The organism is Paraburkholderia jirisanensis (assembly GCF_054782355.1).
Window position 1 is genome coordinate 747,839 of the sequence record NZ_BAAGSQ010000029.1, and the last position, 14,729, is coordinate 762,567.

18 protein-coding genes and 2 tRNA genes are annotated in these 14,729 nt (G+C 64.4%); 6 read left to right on the forward strand and 14 right to left on the reverse strand.

Annotation, left to right across the window (positions count from 1 at the left end; all coding sequences use genetic code 11):
- Window positions 1-126: 126 nt before the first annotated feature.
- The 4 genes from ACYVNQ_RS29065 to ACYVNQ_RS29080 form a co-directional block, all read right to left on the reverse strand.
- Window positions 127-585 (reverse strand): SixA phosphatase family protein, encoded by a 459-nt coding sequence (locus ACYVNQ_RS29065; RefSeq protein ID WP_460907411.1) that lies wholly within the window; start codon window positions 583-585, stop codon window positions 127-129.
- A gap of 283 nt (window positions 586-868) precedes the next feature.
- Window positions 869-945, reverse strand: a tRNA-Pro gene (locus ACYVNQ_RS29070).
- 58 nt (window positions 946-1,003) lie between these two features.
- The gene (locus ACYVNQ_RS29075; protein WP_460907413.1) at window positions 1,004-1,162 is read right to left on the reverse strand and encodes a DUF3309 family protein; all 159 of its coding nucleotides are present in this window, start codon (window positions 1,160-1,162) and stop codon (window positions 1,004-1,006) included.
- Window positions 1,163-1,567: 405 nt separating this feature from the next.
- Window positions 1,568-1,741, reverse strand: coding sequence for a hypothetical protein (locus ACYVNQ_RS29080; RefSeq protein WP_460907415.1), 174 nt, complete (start codon window positions 1,739-1,741; stop codon window positions 1,568-1,570).
- A 152-nt stretch (window positions 1,742-1,893) separates the two neighbouring features.
- Here ACYVNQ_RS29080 and ACYVNQ_RS29085 point away from each other — a divergent pair, with 152 nt between their 5' ends.
- On the forward strand, window positions 1,894-2,061 hold the full coding sequence (locus ACYVNQ_RS29085; RefSeq protein WP_460907417.1) for a hypothetical protein: 168 nt from the start codon (window positions 1,894-1,896) through the stop codon (window positions 2,059-2,061).
- 111 nt (window positions 2,062-2,172) lie between these two features.
- Here ACYVNQ_RS29085 and ACYVNQ_RS29090 read toward each other — a convergent pair whose 3' ends face one another.
- From ACYVNQ_RS29090 to ACYVNQ_RS29115, 6 genes are all read right to left on the reverse strand, one after another.
- Window positions 2,173-3,549: an MATE family efflux transporter gene (locus tag ACYVNQ_RS29090; protein WP_460907419.1), complete on the reverse strand. Its 1,377-nt coding sequence runs from the start codon at window positions 3,547-3,549 to the stop codon at window positions 2,173-2,175.
- Window positions 3,546-3,866 carry a DUF2288 domain-containing protein gene (locus ACYVNQ_RS29095; RefSeq protein ID WP_460907421.1) on the reverse strand — a complete coding sequence of 107 codons (321 nt, stop codon included), beginning with the start codon at window positions 3,864-3,866 and terminating at the stop codon, window positions 3,546-3,548. Before ACYVNQ_RS29095 ends, ACYVNQ_RS29090 begins: the two co-directional genes overlap by 4 nt.
- Window positions 3,867-3,888: 22 nt before the next feature.
- The gene (locus tag ACYVNQ_RS29100; RefSeq protein WP_460907423.1) at window positions 3,889-4,209 is read right to left on the reverse strand and encodes a hypothetical protein; all 321 of its coding nucleotides are present in this window, start codon (window positions 4,207-4,209) and stop codon (window positions 3,889-3,891) included.
- A 333-nt stretch (window positions 4,210-4,542) separates the two neighbouring features.
- Window positions 4,543-4,866, reverse strand: a complete 324-nt coding sequence (locus ACYVNQ_RS29105; protein WP_460907425.1) for a hypothetical protein — start codon at window positions 4,864-4,866, stop codon at window positions 4,543-4,545.
- A gap of 269 nt (window positions 4,867-5,135) precedes the next feature.
- Window positions 5,136-5,846, reverse strand: coding sequence for a peptidoglycan DD-metalloendopeptidase family protein (locus ACYVNQ_RS29110; protein ID WP_460907427.1), 711 nt, complete (start codon window positions 5,844-5,846; stop codon window positions 5,136-5,138).
- 240 nt (window positions 5,847-6,086) lie between these two features.
- Window positions 6,087-6,995 (reverse strand): aldose epimerase family protein, encoded by a 909-nt coding sequence (locus ACYVNQ_RS29115; RefSeq protein WP_460907429.1) that lies wholly within the window; start codon window positions 6,993-6,995, stop codon window positions 6,087-6,089.
- Window positions 6,996-7,643: 648 nt separating this feature from the next.
- On the opposite strand from ACYVNQ_RS29115, the gene ACYVNQ_RS29120 reads away from it, so the two are divergent.
- Both ACYVNQ_RS29120 and ACYVNQ_RS29125 read left to right on the forward strand, forming a co-directional pair.
- Window positions 7,644-8,474, forward strand: coding sequence for an undecaprenyl-diphosphate phosphatase (locus ACYVNQ_RS29120; protein ID WP_460907431.1), 831 nt, complete (start codon window positions 7,644-7,646; stop codon window positions 8,472-8,474).
- Between the two features lie 168 nt (window positions 8,475-8,642).
- Window positions 8,643-8,719: transfer RNA gene (locus ACYVNQ_RS29125), tRNA-Arg, on the forward strand.
- Window positions 8,720-8,901: 182 nt separating this feature from the next.
- Here ACYVNQ_RS29125 and ACYVNQ_RS29130 read toward each other — a convergent pair.
- A complete protein-coding gene (locus ACYVNQ_RS29130; protein ID WP_460907433.1) occupies window positions 8,902-9,681 on the reverse strand; it encodes a hydroxypyruvate isomerase family protein in 780 nt (259 codons plus the stop codon).
- Between the two features lie 65 nt (window positions 9,682-9,746).
- Entirely contained in the window at window positions 9,747-9,980 is a 234-nt protein-coding gene (locus tag ACYVNQ_RS29135; RefSeq protein ID WP_460907435.1) for an alpha/beta fold hydrolase, read from the reverse strand.
- A gap of 281 nt (window positions 9,981-10,261) precedes the next feature.
- On the opposite strand from ACYVNQ_RS29135, the gene ACYVNQ_RS29140 reads away from it, so the two are divergent.
- Complete coding sequence (locus ACYVNQ_RS29140) at window positions 10,262-12,283, forward strand: FAD-dependent oxidoreductase (protein ID WP_460907437.1); 2,022 nt, start codon at window positions 10,262-10,264, stop codon at window positions 12,281-12,283.
- A gap of 94 nt (window positions 12,284-12,377) precedes the next feature.
- Here the strand turns inward: ACYVNQ_RS29140 and ACYVNQ_RS29145 are convergent, their stop codons facing one another.
- The gene (locus tag ACYVNQ_RS29145) at window positions 12,378-12,662 is read right to left on the reverse strand and encodes a hypothetical protein (RefSeq protein ID WP_460907439.1); all 285 of its coding nucleotides are present in this window, start codon (window positions 12,660-12,662) and stop codon (window positions 12,378-12,380) included.
- A 184-nt stretch (window positions 12,663-12,846) separates the two neighbouring features.
- On the opposite strand from ACYVNQ_RS29145, the gene ACYVNQ_RS29150 reads away from it, so the two are divergent.
- Window positions 12,847-13,236 carry a hypothetical protein gene (locus ACYVNQ_RS29150; RefSeq protein WP_460907441.1) on the forward strand — a complete coding sequence of 130 codons (390 nt, stop codon included), beginning with the start codon at window positions 12,847-12,849 and terminating at the stop codon, window positions 13,234-13,236.
- A complete protein-coding gene (locus ACYVNQ_RS29155; protein WP_460907443.1) occupies window positions 13,233-13,682 on the forward strand; it encodes an NUDIX hydrolase in 450 nt (149 codons plus the stop codon). Before ACYVNQ_RS29150 ends, ACYVNQ_RS29155 begins: the two co-directional genes overlap by 4 nt.
- Window positions 13,683-13,739: 57 nt before the next feature.
- On the opposite strand, the gene ACYVNQ_RS29160 is transcribed toward ACYVNQ_RS29155, so the two are convergent.
- Entirely contained in the window at window positions 13,740-14,660 is a 921-nt protein-coding gene (locus ACYVNQ_RS29160; protein WP_460907445.1) for a transporter substrate-binding domain-containing protein, read from the reverse strand.
- Window positions 14,661-14,729 lie beyond the last annotated feature (69 nt).

Consider the following 14,729-nt stretch of genomic DNA (forward strand, 5'->3'; position numbering starts at 1 on the left):
TCCTGGTCGAAAGAGTGAGGATTCCGCTTTGCACGCCAATGTAGTAACCGAGGGTGACGTTTGCATGGCAACGCTGTGACGATTCGATGACTTGACGTAAGGCGGACGCATTCCTGTTCGTAGGGTTCAGAGCAAATCCGGGCTGACGACGGCGCGCAATACGATCTCTTCGGCGCTGCCTCGCGCGCGGTTTTCGAGCCACCAGATACCGCCTTTTCTGACCGACCAGCTGTCGCCGGATTTCGCCATCAGACGCGCGGCGACGTGGCCGAGCGTCGGTTGATGGCCGACCACCACAACCGTCGGCGCGATGCCATCGGGCCAGCCGGCGGCGTTGAGCACGTCGCTGGCGCTGGCTTCGGGCGCGATTTCACGGACTACCCGATATTGGTCGGTCAGCGCCTCGACGGTCTGGATGGTGCGGGCGGCGGGACTGACAAGGACTACGGCATGTTCGTCGAGACGGCTGCGCAGCCATTTGGCACCGGCTTGTGCCTGTTTGCGGCCGCGGCCGGTGAGTTGACGGGCGAGATCGCTCGATGCGGTGTCTTCTGCTTCGGCGTGACGCCAGAGAATCAGGTTCATCGCAGGTCTCCGTGAGAGTGCGTGCTTACAGCGCACGGGCAAATGTCGCATGGCCGATGGCCAGGCGCAAGGTGGCTGTGGGCAAGCGTGATGGTCGGCTGGGATGGTGCGCGTGGAGTGTTGCGTGAGGTTGACGGTGCAAGAGATGCCGTATTTGACTGGCATATTTTGCGGTCGAGCGGGCGACGCCAGGCGGTGATCGCCAGAAACGAAAAAGCCCGGTCAGAAAACTGACCGGGCCAATCGTAGATCTTCGCGAAAATCTTCGTAAAACGGGATTTTGTGGTCGGAGCGATAGGATTCGAACCTACGACCCTCTGATCCCAAATCAGATGCGCTACCAGGCTGCGCTACGCTCCGACGCGAGCCAGAGATTGTAGCTGCCTTATATATCGACCGTCAATCATAAATCAGACGACTATATCTGACCCATCAACAGCAGCACGATCACGACGATCAGCACGACGCCTAACAGGCCGGTCGGCCGGTAACCCCATGAACGGCTGTGCGGCCAGGTGGGGAATGCGCCGATCAACAGCAGGATCAGGACAATCAGAAGAATGGTTCCGAGGGTCATGTTGTCTCTCCTTATAGGGCCTGGCCATAACGGACACGCTTGCCGGCCGCGCGGTGCGGCACCCGCAACAGGCACCCGCGACGCATGGTCGGAACAATTGGATGAGCCGCTTTACGCTGAACAGCTGCGCTGCGTATCCAACATCCGGCTTACAGCAAGGCATGTGCCCGATGCCGAAGCGCGTTTACCGGGCGCAGCTGGCGGATGAGCGGAAAGAACAGCCAAGGCAGAAGGAGAAAAGCGTGCAGTCGAAACACGTGAAGCAGGAACACGACCGCGGCGCTGCACGAGCCATTGCCATTGCGCGGCCCGAAGCTTGTCGCGGGCAGCCGGACTGGCCACCCGGAAATGAAAACGGTATGAAGACCGGCGAAGCGCCAACACCAATGCCGACACCAGCCAGCCTCAATGTTTGCGATGCCGCCAGTCGAGCACGTGATGCTCGGCCAGCCAGTGATGCACCATGCCTTCGCCGTTGTGTTCGCGGCGATAGCTGCGCGACTCGAACACGGACAGCGCAACCAGCACCAGCAACCCGATACCGAGCCCTACCAGACCTGCGATCGATTCGGAATCCATGGCAGCCTCCTCAGGCCGTTGCGGCCATCTGTACATAGTAGTGCACCCGCGGCACCGCGCGGCGCGGCACGGCGGCCGGCTGGCAGCGTGTGCGACGCTTTGCGGTTAGACTCTAGCCCCTGTCTGACGTCCTTTCGAGTTGCTGGAGTTCCATGAAGCAGATTTTCCTGATCGCGTTGACGCTGTCTTTCCTCGCGGGTTGCGCGGACGATCCGACGGTGCGCCCTCACCATCCGCCGGAGGACCCGAAGGACTACCACGGCGTGCCGACCGACACGCGCCCGCCGCAGATGCTCGACGCGCCGAATACCCCGCAATAAGGCAGCGTTACCGAGCGACGGAGGTCGCACTTGCGACAGCGCTAAAGGCACCGACAGGCGCCGCTCGCCTGCCCCGGTGCCGTACGACGTGTCATACGGGCTGCGCGTCGGTCACGCGGGCTGCGCCTCGATGCCGCGCGCAATGCGCGGCACAAACCGCGCGAGCGTCACGCCACGCGCCGCCATGAAGATCAGCAGCGCGGCCCACAGCCCGTGATTGCCGCCCACCGGGCCAAGCGTTGCGGATGCCGCGACGAAGATCGCGAGCGACACCGCCATCGAAATCATCAGTTCGCGCGTGCGGGTGGCACCGATGAAAACGCCATCTAGCAGGAAGCTCCACACCGAGACCACCGGCGATAAGGCGGCCCAGCCCAGGTAGGTTTCGGCGGCAAGCCGCACGGACGGCTGATCGGTCAGCCGCCCGATGATCCATGCGCCGGCGCCCCGGTACACCAGCGAAAAGCCGAGCGCACCCAGCGCCGACCACAACATCGTGACCTTGACCGCTTGCCAGAACGCATGCCGGTCGCGCGCGCCGATCGCCGCGCCGACCAGCGCCTCAGCCGCGTGCGCAAAGCCATCGAGCCCATAGGCCATAAAAGTCTGAAAATTGAGCAGAAGCGCATTCGCGGCGAGCGTCGCGTCACCATGGCGCGCGCCGAGATGCGCGAACCACGCGAACGAGGTCAGCAGGCACAGCGTGCGCACGAAGATGTCGCGATTGATCGCGATCAGCCGTTTCAGCGCCTTGGCATCGAACAGCGTGCGCCGCTCGAGCGGCGGCAAACCGCGCGGCCGCAGATACCAGAGCAACCACGCGCCGAACCCGAAACCGAGCGCATCCGCGGTGGCCGTGGCCGCACCGATCCCGGCGACGCCCCAGCCGAACCCATACACATACAGCAGCACCGCGATGATATTCACCGCATTGACGAATACCTGTGACGCAAGCGCCGCCCGTACGCGTTGCGTGCCGAGCAGCCAGCCGAGCACCACGTAGTTCGCAAGCGCGAAGGGCGCGGCCCAGATGCGCGCATGGCAATACACGCGCGCATGCTGCTGAACCTCCGCGCTGCCGCCGAGCAGACGGATCCCGTATTCGATCAGCGGCGCCTGGATGGCGAGCACGACCGCGCCGATCGCCACGGCCAGCAGCATCGCCCGCGCGACATTGATACGTACGCCGGCCGCGTCGTGCGCGCCGAACGCCTGCGCGACGAGCCCGGTGGTGCCCATCCGCAGGAAGCCGAAGCCCCAGTACACGAAGCTGAACACGAGGCCGCCGATCGCCACGCCGCCGAGATAGGCCGCGCTTTGCAGATGGCCGGCCACCGCGGTATCGACGGCGCCGAGAATCGGCTGCGTCAGATTGGCCAGAACGATCGGGAACGCGAGCGTGAGGACCCGCCGATGCCAGCGCACCGGCAGCGCCGGCGCGGTCGATGCAGCCGACGCCGCGGGCGGCTCGCCGGCGCTCTCGCTCACGTACGTTCCTGCACGCAGACCCACGGCGATACGACGACCGCCCACAAGTTCGGATCGCGTGCCGCGAAGTCGGCCGCGGTGTCGGCCTGTACGCGCTCGACAAGGCCCGCCGACAGCCACTGCGTGACCTGTGCGGTGTCATCGCTGGCGATCGCTTCGGCGACGCTCACCAGATCGAGATCGCGCGCTACGCGCAATAACATGCCGCGCGCGAAGAAGCGTTCGAGTTCGCTCCAGCCGATTTTGGCGGTTTCGCCAAGCAGTTTGGCGTAAAGGGGGCTTTGCGAGGGGCTATCGGATGCGTCGGGGGAAGTCATGGGAATACCAGCAGAGTCGGGACTAGCGGCCGCTACTATAAACCATCGCCGCGCGCATCCGGCCGATGAGTCCGAAGCGCTGAATCGGCCGATTACGCCAGGCGATTATCGCGGCGCGAAGCCGTGCATCAGGCAAATTAATTGTCGAATGTTGTGATTCATTGCGCATCGATTGTTCTGCCGAAACAAAAGCAACAGAAGGGTGCGTTCGCGCACCAAACCCGAAAATGTCGGACGCATGACGAAGCGAGCCGGCGATGCGTGTGCCGCGCGACAATGTCAAACCTTGAGCGGATTTAGTGAGTAGCGCGAAGATGCCCAGCCGGCGCGGCTCTGCACGCAATCGACATTGCCGTGAACAAAACCGCGCAGTGTTTTTGCCGCGTTGTTTCGGTTTGCAAAACGAACGACAGTCTCTTTATGCGGATTCGAATCCGTGCGCCGACTCACACTACTCGCGCAATTAATCGATTGCACGCCTATGGCAGGCATTGCTAGATTTCGTCTCGGCGCATGGTAAACCGGTCCTTTGCCGATATGCGCCGAACCCCCGTTAGCCCGGCTTCGTGCCGGGCATTTTTTTTGGTTGCGCGCGCATGCAATCTGAACAGGACCGTGCATCGGGTAAAACGCAGCCACCGCCGGTCGATGCAGATTTACATGCAACGTATGGCGCTTATTGCTTGCAGCGCACCACCATCGAACGATTTTTGACATTGGCGCCGAACACGCCGCCGATCGAACCGCCCGACGTCGCGCCGTTATCGACGTCCTTCGAGATCACGTCATAGCCATAGGCGCCGCACACCTGGCCGGCCTGTTCGTAGCATTTGCCCCAGTTCGAACTCGCGTCGCTGCCGCTGCAGTTGATGGCGAAGCCGGTTTCGCCGTTCGGCAGATAGGTCATCGTCGTCGAGCTGGCGCAGCCGGCAAGGGCTGCCAGCGCTGCGATCGAAGCGCTCGTTGCGACTACCCGAGCTGCTGCCAATACGGTTTTCATTACACGTTCCTCGCTGTTTTACCAATATTCAGACGGGCATCACGTTACGCCCGCTAACCATGGAGCGTTGCAGTACGCATCGGGTTCCCGTGGCGTATCGTCTGCGTGCTGATGCACGCGCCGTGCCGCGCGCTGTGCGTCGCTTCGCTGCCGGGATGCTGCCGGGATGCTGCCGGGATGCTGCCGGTACGCGACAACGTTTGCGCAAGCATGCGAGGCGCGGAGCCTGAGGCGCCGCACCGATGCATGCTTGCCGTGCCACCGCACGACTAACGCGGCGGCAGCGAGCGGGACGGGTCGATCGAACGGCCGTCGTAGCGCAATTCGAAATGCAGCGCGACGCGGTCGTTGTCGGTGTTGCCCATCTCCGCGATCTTCTGCCCTTGCTTGACCGCCTCGCCTTCCTTCACGAACAGCGCGCGGTTGTGCGCGTAGGCGGTCAGGTATTCGGCGTTGTGCTTGACGATCAGCAGGTTGCCGTAGCCGCGCAGCCCGTTGCCCGCATACACGACGGTGCCCGACGCCGCCGCCACCACCGGCGTGCCGGCGCTATTGGCGATGTCGATGCCCTTCGAGTTCTTGCCGTCGAAGCCGCGGATCACGTTGCCGGCCGCCGGCCACACCAGCGAAATGCCCGGGGCGCTGGCAAGCGGCGCGGGTGCCGGCGCTGCGTCCGCGGTGCCGCCACTGCGGGCCCGCGGCGGGCTGGCGCCCGGCGCCGCTGTGGCCGCGGCGGTGGTAACCGTGCCGGGCGGCGGCGCGACGCGCAGCACCTGGCCGACCTCGATCGCATTCGGATTCGACAGATTGTTCCAGCGCGCGATGCTCTGCAGCGACTGCCGGTTATCGCGCGCGATCTTCGACAGTGTGTCGCCCCGTTCGACGCGATAAAAGCCTGGCCCCACCGGTGCGGAGCCGCATGCGGCGAGCACTGCGACACATGCTGCGCAGGCAAGCCGTCTCGTTCTTGTTGTCAACATTGGACCTCGCAAAACCGCCGCCGCGCACGAATGGCCAGCACGAAGCGTCAGTGCGGGCCGGCTTGCAGCCAAGCCACGCAGCGGATGCAAAACGCCCGATTCTAACGGTTTTGCGGCGCCGCACCGAAAAACGGTGTGCGAGCGGCCGCGGAGTGGCGGCAGCAGGGAGTCTGGTTGCGCGAATGGGTCCGCAGAGGCCCTATAGCGTCCCTATAACGGCTGCATCGCGCCTGTTCGCGTTCAGGGCAGCGTACCCACCACGATCCGCAGCGCGGCCGTTTCCGCCTGTCCCGGCTGCAGCCAGCGCAGGCCTTCTTCGTTGTGGATCGCATCGGGCAGGCCGAGCCACGGCTCGATGCAGTAAAAGTCCGAATCGGCCTTTTCGGTCCACGTGGTAACGGCGAACCACGGCACCGAGCCCGGCCGCTGCAGATCGATCGTAATGCTGCGGTTCAACCCAAGCGCGACGACACGCACCGGATGCGCAGGCGCACCGGTGAGGCAATGGAAGCGATCGATAATGCCGGCCTCGTCGAGCCGGTAGCTCGGCTCGCCCGGCTCGGGCGCAGACAACGCGCCGTCCGCCTGCTGATAGCGCCGCTCGGTGCACGGCAGTTCGAGGATCGTTTCGCCGCGCTGCGTGTGCGGCAGCGCGAAGTAGAAGTGATGGCCCGCGTAATAGGGCAGCGGCGCGGTGCCGGTGTTCGAGGTGGTCAGCTCGACATCGAGCGTGTGCTGGTCGACCAGCCGGTAGTTGGCCTCGAAGCGGAACGCGAACGGGTAGCCGGGGCGGGTCGCGTCGCTATCGGAGAGCGTCATGCGCACGGCGGCGCGCGCCGGGTCGAGCGCCGCTTCGAACGGCAGGTTGCGCGCAAAGCCGTGCATCGGCAGTTCGTGCACCGTGCCTTGCCGGTCGCGCCATGCGCCGATCTGGCCGTCGACGAAATGGCGGCCGAGAAACGGAAACAGCAACGGATTGCCGCCGCGGATCTTCGCGGGCTGGCTCCAGTCGGCGTGCTCGGGCCAATAGACGACCGGCTCGCCGTCGATGTGCCACGACAGCAGCCGGCCACCGGCTTGCGGCGCAAAGCGCAGCAGCGATGCGCCGTGCGCGATCTCGAGAATGTCCTGTTGCTGGAATTGAGGCATGGTCGGTGGAAATGCAAAGCGGTTAGTCGAGCCTAGAGCGTAGCGCAGCGCGCGCCCTCGCGTGCGAGGTGATTGTGCAACCCGGTGCCACATGGAGCGACGGGGGCTACGGGGAAACCCTTGATCGGGAAATTGCGGGTGTCGCCGCACAGTCGATCATGCGGATAATGTGTACGAACGCCCGATCGCATGATTTCGAGTGTCGGGCAGGTCAGTTTTACCGGAGGCGCTTCTATGGATCTCGCATTGGCAATGGGCGTGGCTCTGCTCGGGACGTTCGCGGGCAGTACGATTTATTTTTTCTACAAGGTCGCACGCTAGAACGGGGCGTCGAGATCCCCGAAACCGGATAACGCGAACGAGCGACCGGTTCAGCGCCATCTCCGCGTGGGCCCGCCTTGACAGGCGGGCCTTTTTGCTTTCATGGCCGTAATAAATCGCAGCGTTGCGCGGCGACGTAGCGTGGGTGGGCACACTGCGCCGCGGTGAAAAATAAATTAAAAAAAGGGGTGCCGCTTGGCGCGACCGCAGCGGCCAGGCATAATCGACGCCGCCTTAAGGTAGACATAATCGCCGCCGCCTTAAGATCGCGGCGCAGCGTGTCCGGCACGTTGCCTCTTCTTTTCTTTCCGCCAAAAGGACCAACACGTGAGCCTGTCGTTTTTGATTTTTCTGAGCGTGTTGCAAGGGGTTACCGAGCTGTTTCCGGTGAGCAGTCTTGGCCATACGCTGCTGGTTCCCGGCCTCGTCGGCATGCATATCGACAAGCATGCGCCGCAGTTGCTGCCGTTCCTCGTCGCGCTGCATCTGGGCACTGCCTTCGCGCTGCTGTGGTATTTCCGCGCGCGCTGGGTTGCGCTGATCCGCGGGTTCTTCGCATCGTTCGGCGGGCGCCGTAACGACGATGCGCACATGATGTGGGCGTTGATCATCGGCACGATTCCGGCGGGGCTGGTTGGCCTCGTGCTTGAAAAGCGTCTCGAGCGCGTGTTTCACGATCTGCGCATTGTGGCGATCGCGCTGATCGTGAACGGCGTCCTGCTGTGGTTCGGCGATCGGCTGCAGCGTGCGCGCGTGCATCAGGCGCCGGAGAAGCTGACCTTCAAGCAGGCGTTCTTTGTTGGGCTGGCGCAGGTTGGGGCGCTGATTCCGGGTTTTTCGAGAAGCGGCCTGACGATGATCGCGGGCAACGCGGCGGGGTTGACGGCGGAGAAGGCGGCTGAATTCTCGTTTCTGCTCGGTACGCCGATTATTTTCGCGGCCGGGCTGCTGGAAGTGCCGAAGCTGTTTCACGCGCCGTCGCAGCTCGCGGATGCCGTGTTGGGTGGCGTGTTGACCGCGATCGCGGCGTATCTGAGCGTGCGTTTCCTGATGCGTTATTTCGAAGGGCGCGGGCGGCTGGCGTCGTTCGGCGTGTATTGCGTGATCGCGGGGGCCGTGTGTCTGGGCTGGTTCATCACGCATCCGCAGCCGCTGTGAATCTGAACGGGCCGGCGCTCGCCGGCCTGTGCGTTGCGCCGCGGCGGCGTCGCTCGGGTAGAATCTCGGTCGGCCTGGGTTCGGGCGCGCGGTAACCGCGACATCGACCTATGCTCCGAGTGCAGGTGAAATGCACCCCACATTGGTGTAGCATCTGCGCTCTTCGTCGCGGCAGTAGCTCAGCTGGATAGAGCATCGGCCTTCTAAGCCGAGGGGCGGGGGTTCGAGTCCCTCCTGCCGCGCCAAATCTGCTTGGGACGTCGTGTGTTGCGAAGCCTGTGCTTTTGCAAGCCGGTAGAACACCTTCACGGCGTCGCCCGACAAGTCGCAGAGAAGCCCGCATTCGCGGGCTTTTGCGTTTGTAGGCGGACGCGGACTAGCGCATCGAGCCAGAAGGGCCACTACTGAATGACCCTTTCGCGTGACGTTATTGCGCTACCGCCTTCATCCAACCCAAACCCGCCTCCGTCCCCGCAGCCGGCAGATATTCGCAGCCAACCCACCCCTGCCATTGCGCAGCCTCAAGCGCCGCGAACACATTGGCAAAATTGATTTCCCCCGTGCCCGGCTCGTGCCTTCCCGGCACATCCGCAATCTGCACATGCGCCGCATACGGCAAGCTCGCGCGCATCCGTTCGATCAGATTGCCTTCGCCGCGCTGCAGGTGGAACAGGTCCAGCATGATCTTCAGATTCGACCGCCGCAGCGTGTCGATCAAGTCGATCGCCTGCTGCTGACGGTTCAGCAGATACGCCGGACGATCGATCGCATTGAGCGGCTCGATCATCACCGTCAGCCCGCGGCGCGCGGCAATCTCGCAAGCCTCATCGATATTGGTCTGGTAGACGTCCCACGCCGCTTCCCGCGTGACGGTGGCATCGACGATCCCCGCCATCACGTGAACACTCGGGCAGCCGATTGCCTGCGCGTACTCCATCGCCTCGTGCACGGACTCGAGAAACGCGCTGCGCCGGCGCGGGTCGGCGGCGAGCCCCCAATCGCCCGCGCCGACATCGCCCGGTGCGCTGTTGATGCCAACCATTTCGAGGTTGCACTCGCGCATCGCAGCGTGCAAGGTCGCGGCCGGAATTTCATACGGAAACCACATCTCGACCGCGTCGAAGCCTGCCGCTCGCGCGGCAGTCAGACGTTCGAGCAACGGGCGGTCCTGAAACAGGGTGGACAGATTGGCGGAAAACTTGAGCATGTTCGATTGTGCGTGGTTACAGAGGCTGCAGAACTTACGGAAACAGAAGGCTGGAAATGCGACGCTTATAGAAACGTCAGAATCTCGGCCGCTGCCGCCTGCGGCGCTTCGCCTGACGGAAAGTGGCCGACGCCGTTGCACACGGTGCGCCGACAAGGTCTGCTGAAATAGTGCTCGCGGCCTTCCGAGGTGGCCGGATGATTGCATAGATCGGCGTCGTCATACAGCACGTGTGTTGGTACCGACAGCGCCTGCTGGATGAACCCTGCAAACTCGTCACGCTTCGCTAACGCACACACTCGCTGCGACTTCGCGCCTGCCGCCACCGCTTCGCATCACATCTTTTTCTCTCCCGCCTCTGTAATTTGCCCGCCGCACGCTCCGACTCAACCTTCGCGTCGTCACGACCAACCTGATCGCCGGTGGCGTTCGCACGTGAGCAGGCCGTGTGCACCAGCGCGTGCCGAACGACTGTCGCGCGCTCGCGGCCGCATGTCCTTTTACCTGGGAAGGGTGTCAAATGCTACGAAACTTGCTTCGAGTGCTGGCCGGCATCGGTCAGCAAATGCGCAGGCTCGGGATGCCATGTTTTCTACTGGCCTCGCGTATCTGGATTGGCCAGGTGGTGTTCGCGCATCAATTCATGGCAATGGTGCAGCAAGGAACGCACGCACAGCCCGGCGGGCCGCTGCACGTGCCCGACAGCCTCGCCACTGCATTGCATGGCGTGGCGCCGTTGCTGATCGCCGCGGGCCTGCTGACGCGCCCGCTAGCAGCCGCTCTGCTGATCAGCGATCTCACCGCGCATACCTGGTTTCTCGACGGTGCCGAGCCGTCGATCCTGATCTGGCTCGTGGTGGCGGGCGCAGGGTCTTTCTCGCTCGATGCGCTGCTCGACCGCGGCGTGCCGTTCGCAGCGTTTGGCCCGCTGCGTTGGCTGCGCTCGTGCTATCGCTTCGTTTCATGGTGCTTCGTGCCGCTGCTGCTGTTCGCTACACGCGTCGGCATGGCAAGCGCGCTGTATCTGTTCGCCGTGGGCGGCACGGTGCCGCTGGCGAACATGATGCGTGACACCTTCGTGTTGCCGGCCGGCGTCCCTGGCTGGCTGGCGCTGGGCCTGGCGGGCGCGCTGACGTTTGGTCTTGCAACGCGGCTTGCCGCCATCGTGTGCGTGCTGCTGGTCGGTGTAGCAGCGAGCGCGCTGATGTCGATGGATCAATGGCTGGCGGTGTTGCTGCTGTTGTGCGCGCTGGTCGCCGGCGGTGGCGGCGCGTGGTCGGTGGATCGTCTGCTGCGACGCTGGTCAATGCAACGGGCTGATGCCGATGCGCACGCCGGCTCACCACGGGTGCGCGTGGTGGTGGTCGGCGGTGGCTTCGGCGGCGTCGCGACGGTGCGGCGCCTGCGCAACACACATTGCGACATCACGCTGATCGACCAGCGCAACTATCACCTGTTCCAGCCGCTGCTTTATCAGGCGGCGACAGCGGCGCTTTCGGCAAATGGGATTGCCACGCCGATCCGCAGCCTGTTTCGCGGTCAGCGCAATGTGCGCGTGCGGCTGGGCGAAGTGGTCGGCGTCGACACTGCGGCGCGCGAAGTCATGCTGGCCGACGGCACGCAGAAATACGACTACCTGGTGCTGGCGACCGGCGCGCGACACGGCTATTTCGGCAAGGACCACTGGGCGCCGTTCGCGCCGGGCCTGAAGAACGTCGAGGATGCCGCATCGATCCGCAGCCGCCTGCTGCGCGCGTTCGAAGCCGCGGAGAGCAGCACGGACGCGGCAACCCGTGAAGCATGGTTGACCTTTGTGATCGTCGGCGGCGGGCCGACCGGCATCGAACTGGCGGGCGCGATCGCGGAGCTTGCGCGGCACGGCCTGGCTGGCGAATACCATGCGATCGATCCTGCGGCGGCGCGGGTCATCCTGCTGCACGCCGGGCCGCGCGTGTTGCCCGCTTTTCACCCGACGCTGTCGGCCGTCGCGCAGCGTTCGCTACGTATGCTGGGCGTCGATGTGCGTCTCGATACCCGCGTGCTGGACGTGGACGAACAGGGCGTCGCGGTCGGCGACGAACGCATTGCGGCGCGCACGGTGCTGTGGGCCGCCGGCGTGACTGCGTCGCCCGCGGCCAGCTGGCTGGGCTTGCCTGCTGACAGTTCCGGGCGGCTTGCCGTCGGCGGCGATCTGTCGGTGCCGGGGCACGATCGTATCTTCGCCATTGGCGATACCGCGGCGTGTCTGGCCTGGAATGGCGCGCCGGTGCCGGGCCTGGCGCCAGCCGCCAAGCAGCAAGGCCGGTACGTGGCAAGTCTGCTCGACGCGCGGATCCACGCACGCCGCGAGCCGCCGGCATTCCGCTATCGCCATCTGGGCAGCCTTGCGACGATTGGCCGCCAGTCCGCCGTCATCGAATTCGGCCGCGTTCGGCTGTCGGGTGCGCTCGCATGGTGGCTGTGGGGCGCGGCGCACATCGTGTTTCTGGGCGGCGGCCGCAACCGGCTGGCGGTCGCGCTGGACTGGCTGTGGGCGTATCTGACTTACCGGCGCGGCGCCCGGCTGATCGTCGATGGTCATATCGTCAGGCATCCGCGATAACGCAGGGCGCGCTTGCGATGAGGCGCAAATCGACGATGACTTGAGGTGGTGAATACACTTTGGTGGCCGGCTGCGCAGCCGGCCACCCAACGGTTCAACGCGGCAGCAACACGCAGGCGGCGGCCGCGAGCATCGCAAACGATGCGAGCAGACAGGCGACGCCCGCACCCGCGAGGCGCCCTGGCCATCTGGTACGCGGCAGCGCCGCGAGGCTGACCACGACCGGGTGCGGCGCCGGTTCGCGGCGAATCGCAAGGGGGATCAGGGCGATGCAGATCAACGTCAGCATCATCGTGAAAAAGCGCAGCGCGAACGAGAAGTCCATGATGTGACCGCGGTCGGGAGTGCGCGTGGGGCGCGCGAAAAAGTGATCGCCCATGGTATGGACCGCCGCTGCTTGCGGACATGGGACATGTCCTAAAAGCGGTCGCCTGCGCTGCCGCACGCATCCCACCGTCTTTTCAGGATCGACGTCACAACGAGCGTGCTATTCTTTTCGGGCCCAGATCGCGAGCTGCCTGCCGCGGCCGCGCCCCCCGACCTTCCACGGAGACTCCCGCAAAATGCCGAAGCCAAACCGGACCGTGTTCAAACTGACGATGGGCGCTGTGCTGCTCGCCAGCGCGCTTGGCGCGCAAGCGGCGAATCTCGGCTTTCTGAACGACACGCCGATCAGCTACATGAAGCAGCGCGACATCGATTCGCTGAAGCAGGCCGCATTCAGCGCGCTCGACCAGAAGCAGGACGGCGAAACTGCCAGCTGGACCAACGAAGGCACCGGCAACAGCGTGAAACTCGATGCGCAGCTGACGACGGAAGGCACCACGAAAGACGGCGACCGCACCTGTCGCTTCGTGCGCGCGGTGATCAACGCCAAAGGGCAGTCGATGAACCTGCGCCCGCAGTTCTGCCGCCAGGGCACCGGCCGCTGGACGCTGCAGAAACGGAATTGAGCCAGCGTATCGTCTCGTGCGGCGTGGTGCTGCTCGACCCGGACGGCCGCGTGTTGCTCGCGCATGCGACCGGCACCGATCACTGGGATATTCCGAAAGGGCACAGCGAGGAGGGCGAGGCGCCGGACGTCACGGCGCTGCGCGAAATGGTCGAGGAAACCGGCATCGCGATCGACGCGGCGCGGCTCAAAGACCTCGGGCAGTTTCTGTACCGGCGCGATAAAGACCTGCACCTGTTCGCCGCGCGGGCGCAGCCGCATGAACTCGATCTGAGTTCATGCACGTGCAAGTCGCTGTTTCCGCGGCGCAGCGACGGCGTGATGATTCCCGAAATGGATGCGTACCGCTGGTGCCAGCCCGATGAAGTCGAGCGCTATGCGAGCCGCAGTCTGACGCGGCTGTTCGACAGCACGTTATCGCTCGCGCAGTTGCACGAGTCGCTGTAGGAGAGCGACGGGCCACAGTGTGTTGCAGCCTCGCTCGCCACGGCGTGACGCGCAGGCTCAGTCAAGCGCCTTGTCGTTCGGATGCGCGAACAGCGTACGCATCTCCTGCGACAGCGGGTAGTTCAGGTTGATCCCATGCGGCGGAATCGGCTGGGTGAACCACACGTTGTATAACCGCTCCGCTTCCCCCGACGTCTGCATCCGCGTGATCACGCCGTTCACGAGATCGCGGAACGGCGCATCGCCCTTGCGGAACATGCACGCGTAGCTCTCGAAACCAAGCGGCGTGCCGGTCACGACGAAATCATCCGGGCGCGGGTCTTTCGCGCGAAAGCCGTACAGGATCGGCTCGTCCATCACGAATGCCACCGCGCGGTCGGACTTCACCGCGTCGAACGCATCGGAATGGTCTTTCGCGCTGGCGATGCGCATGTTCAGCTGCTTCTCGCTGTTCAGTTGCCGCACCAGACGTTCGTCGGAGGTACCGGCCGTCGTGACCACCGGCTTGCCGGCGAGATCGGCGAAATCGGCAATGCCGGCGTTCTTGCGCGCGATCATGCGCACCGCGTACTGGAAGAAGCTATTCGAAAACGCGGCCACGTTCTCGCGTTCGTGCGTGTGCGTAGTCGAGCCGCACTCGAAGTCGATCTGGTTGCTGGCGAGCATCATGAAGCGGTTCGCCGACGTGATCGTTACTTCACGTACGCGCAGGTTCGGCATGCCGAGCGTCTTACGGATTTCGTCGACGATTTCGAGCGCGATGCTCTGCGAATAGCCGACCGTGCGTTCGCCGTCGCTGTAGGAGAAAGGAATCGACGCCTCGCGTACGCCGAGCACAACCACGCCGTCGTCGCGGACTTTCTTCAGCGTGCCGGCCAGTTCGTCCGCGCGGACCGGTGCCGCGACAGCAACACACACCACCAGCGTCAACGAGGCCGTGGCCAGCGCGCTGCGCAGATCCCGAAGTGCAGCCTTCATCGTTCCCCCAAGTGCCGGCATGCGCGCCGGCCGCACCGTGACCCTCGATCGACCGTTGTTATGTTCGAT

Excerpts from the sequence above, each read along its gene's own strand:
- ACYVNQ_RS29065 (WP_460907411.1), bottom strand. The coding sequence starts at position 585 with ATGAACCTGATTCTCTGGCGTCACGCCGAAGCAGAAGACACCGCATCG.
- ACYVNQ_RS29075 (WP_460907413.1), bottom strand. The coding sequence starts at position 1,162 with ATGACCCTCGGAACCATTCTTCTGATTGTCCTGATCCTGCTGTTGATC.
- ACYVNQ_RS29080 (WP_460907415.1), bottom strand. The coding sequence starts at position 1,741 with ATGGATTCCGAATCGATCGCAGGTCTGGTAGGGCTCGGTATCGGGTTG.
- ACYVNQ_RS29085 (WP_460907417.1), top strand. The coding sequence starts at position 1,894 with ATGAAGCAGATTTTCCTGATCGCGTTGACGCTGTCTTTCCTCGCGGGT.
- ACYVNQ_RS29095 (WP_460907421.1), bottom strand. The coding sequence starts at position 3,866 with ATGACTTCCCCCGACGCATCCGATAGCCCCTCGCAAAGCCCCCTTTAC.
- ACYVNQ_RS29105 (WP_460907425.1), bottom strand. The coding sequence starts at position 4,866 with ATGAAAACCGTATTGGCAGCAGCTCGGGTAGTCGCAACGAGCGCTTCG.
- ACYVNQ_RS29110 (WP_460907427.1), bottom strand. The coding sequence starts at position 5,846 with ATGTTGACAACAAGAACGAGACGGCTTGCCTGCGCAGCATGTGTCGCA.
- ACYVNQ_RS29115 (WP_460907429.1), bottom strand. The coding sequence starts at position 6,995 with ATGCCTCAATTCCAGCAACAGGACATTCTCGAGATCGCGCACGGCGCA.
- ACYVNQ_RS29130 (WP_460907433.1), bottom strand. The coding sequence starts at position 9,681 with ATGCTCAAGTTTTCCGCCAATCTGTCCACCCTGTTTCAGGACCGCCCG.
- ACYVNQ_RS29140 (WP_460907437.1), top strand. The coding sequence starts at position 10,262 with ATGCCATGTTTTCTACTGGCCTCGCGTATCTGGATTGGCCAGGTGGTG.
- ACYVNQ_RS29145 (WP_460907439.1), bottom strand. The coding sequence starts at position 12,662 with ATGGGCGATCACTTTTTCGCGCGCCCCACGCGCACTCCCGACCGCGGT.
- ACYVNQ_RS29150 (WP_460907441.1), top strand. The coding sequence starts at position 12,847 with ATGCCGAAGCCAAACCGGACCGTGTTCAAACTGACGATGGGCGCTGTG.
- ACYVNQ_RS29160 (WP_460907445.1), bottom strand. The coding sequence starts at position 14,660 with ATGAAGGCTGCACTTCGGGATCTGCGCAGCGCGCTGGCCACGGCCTCG.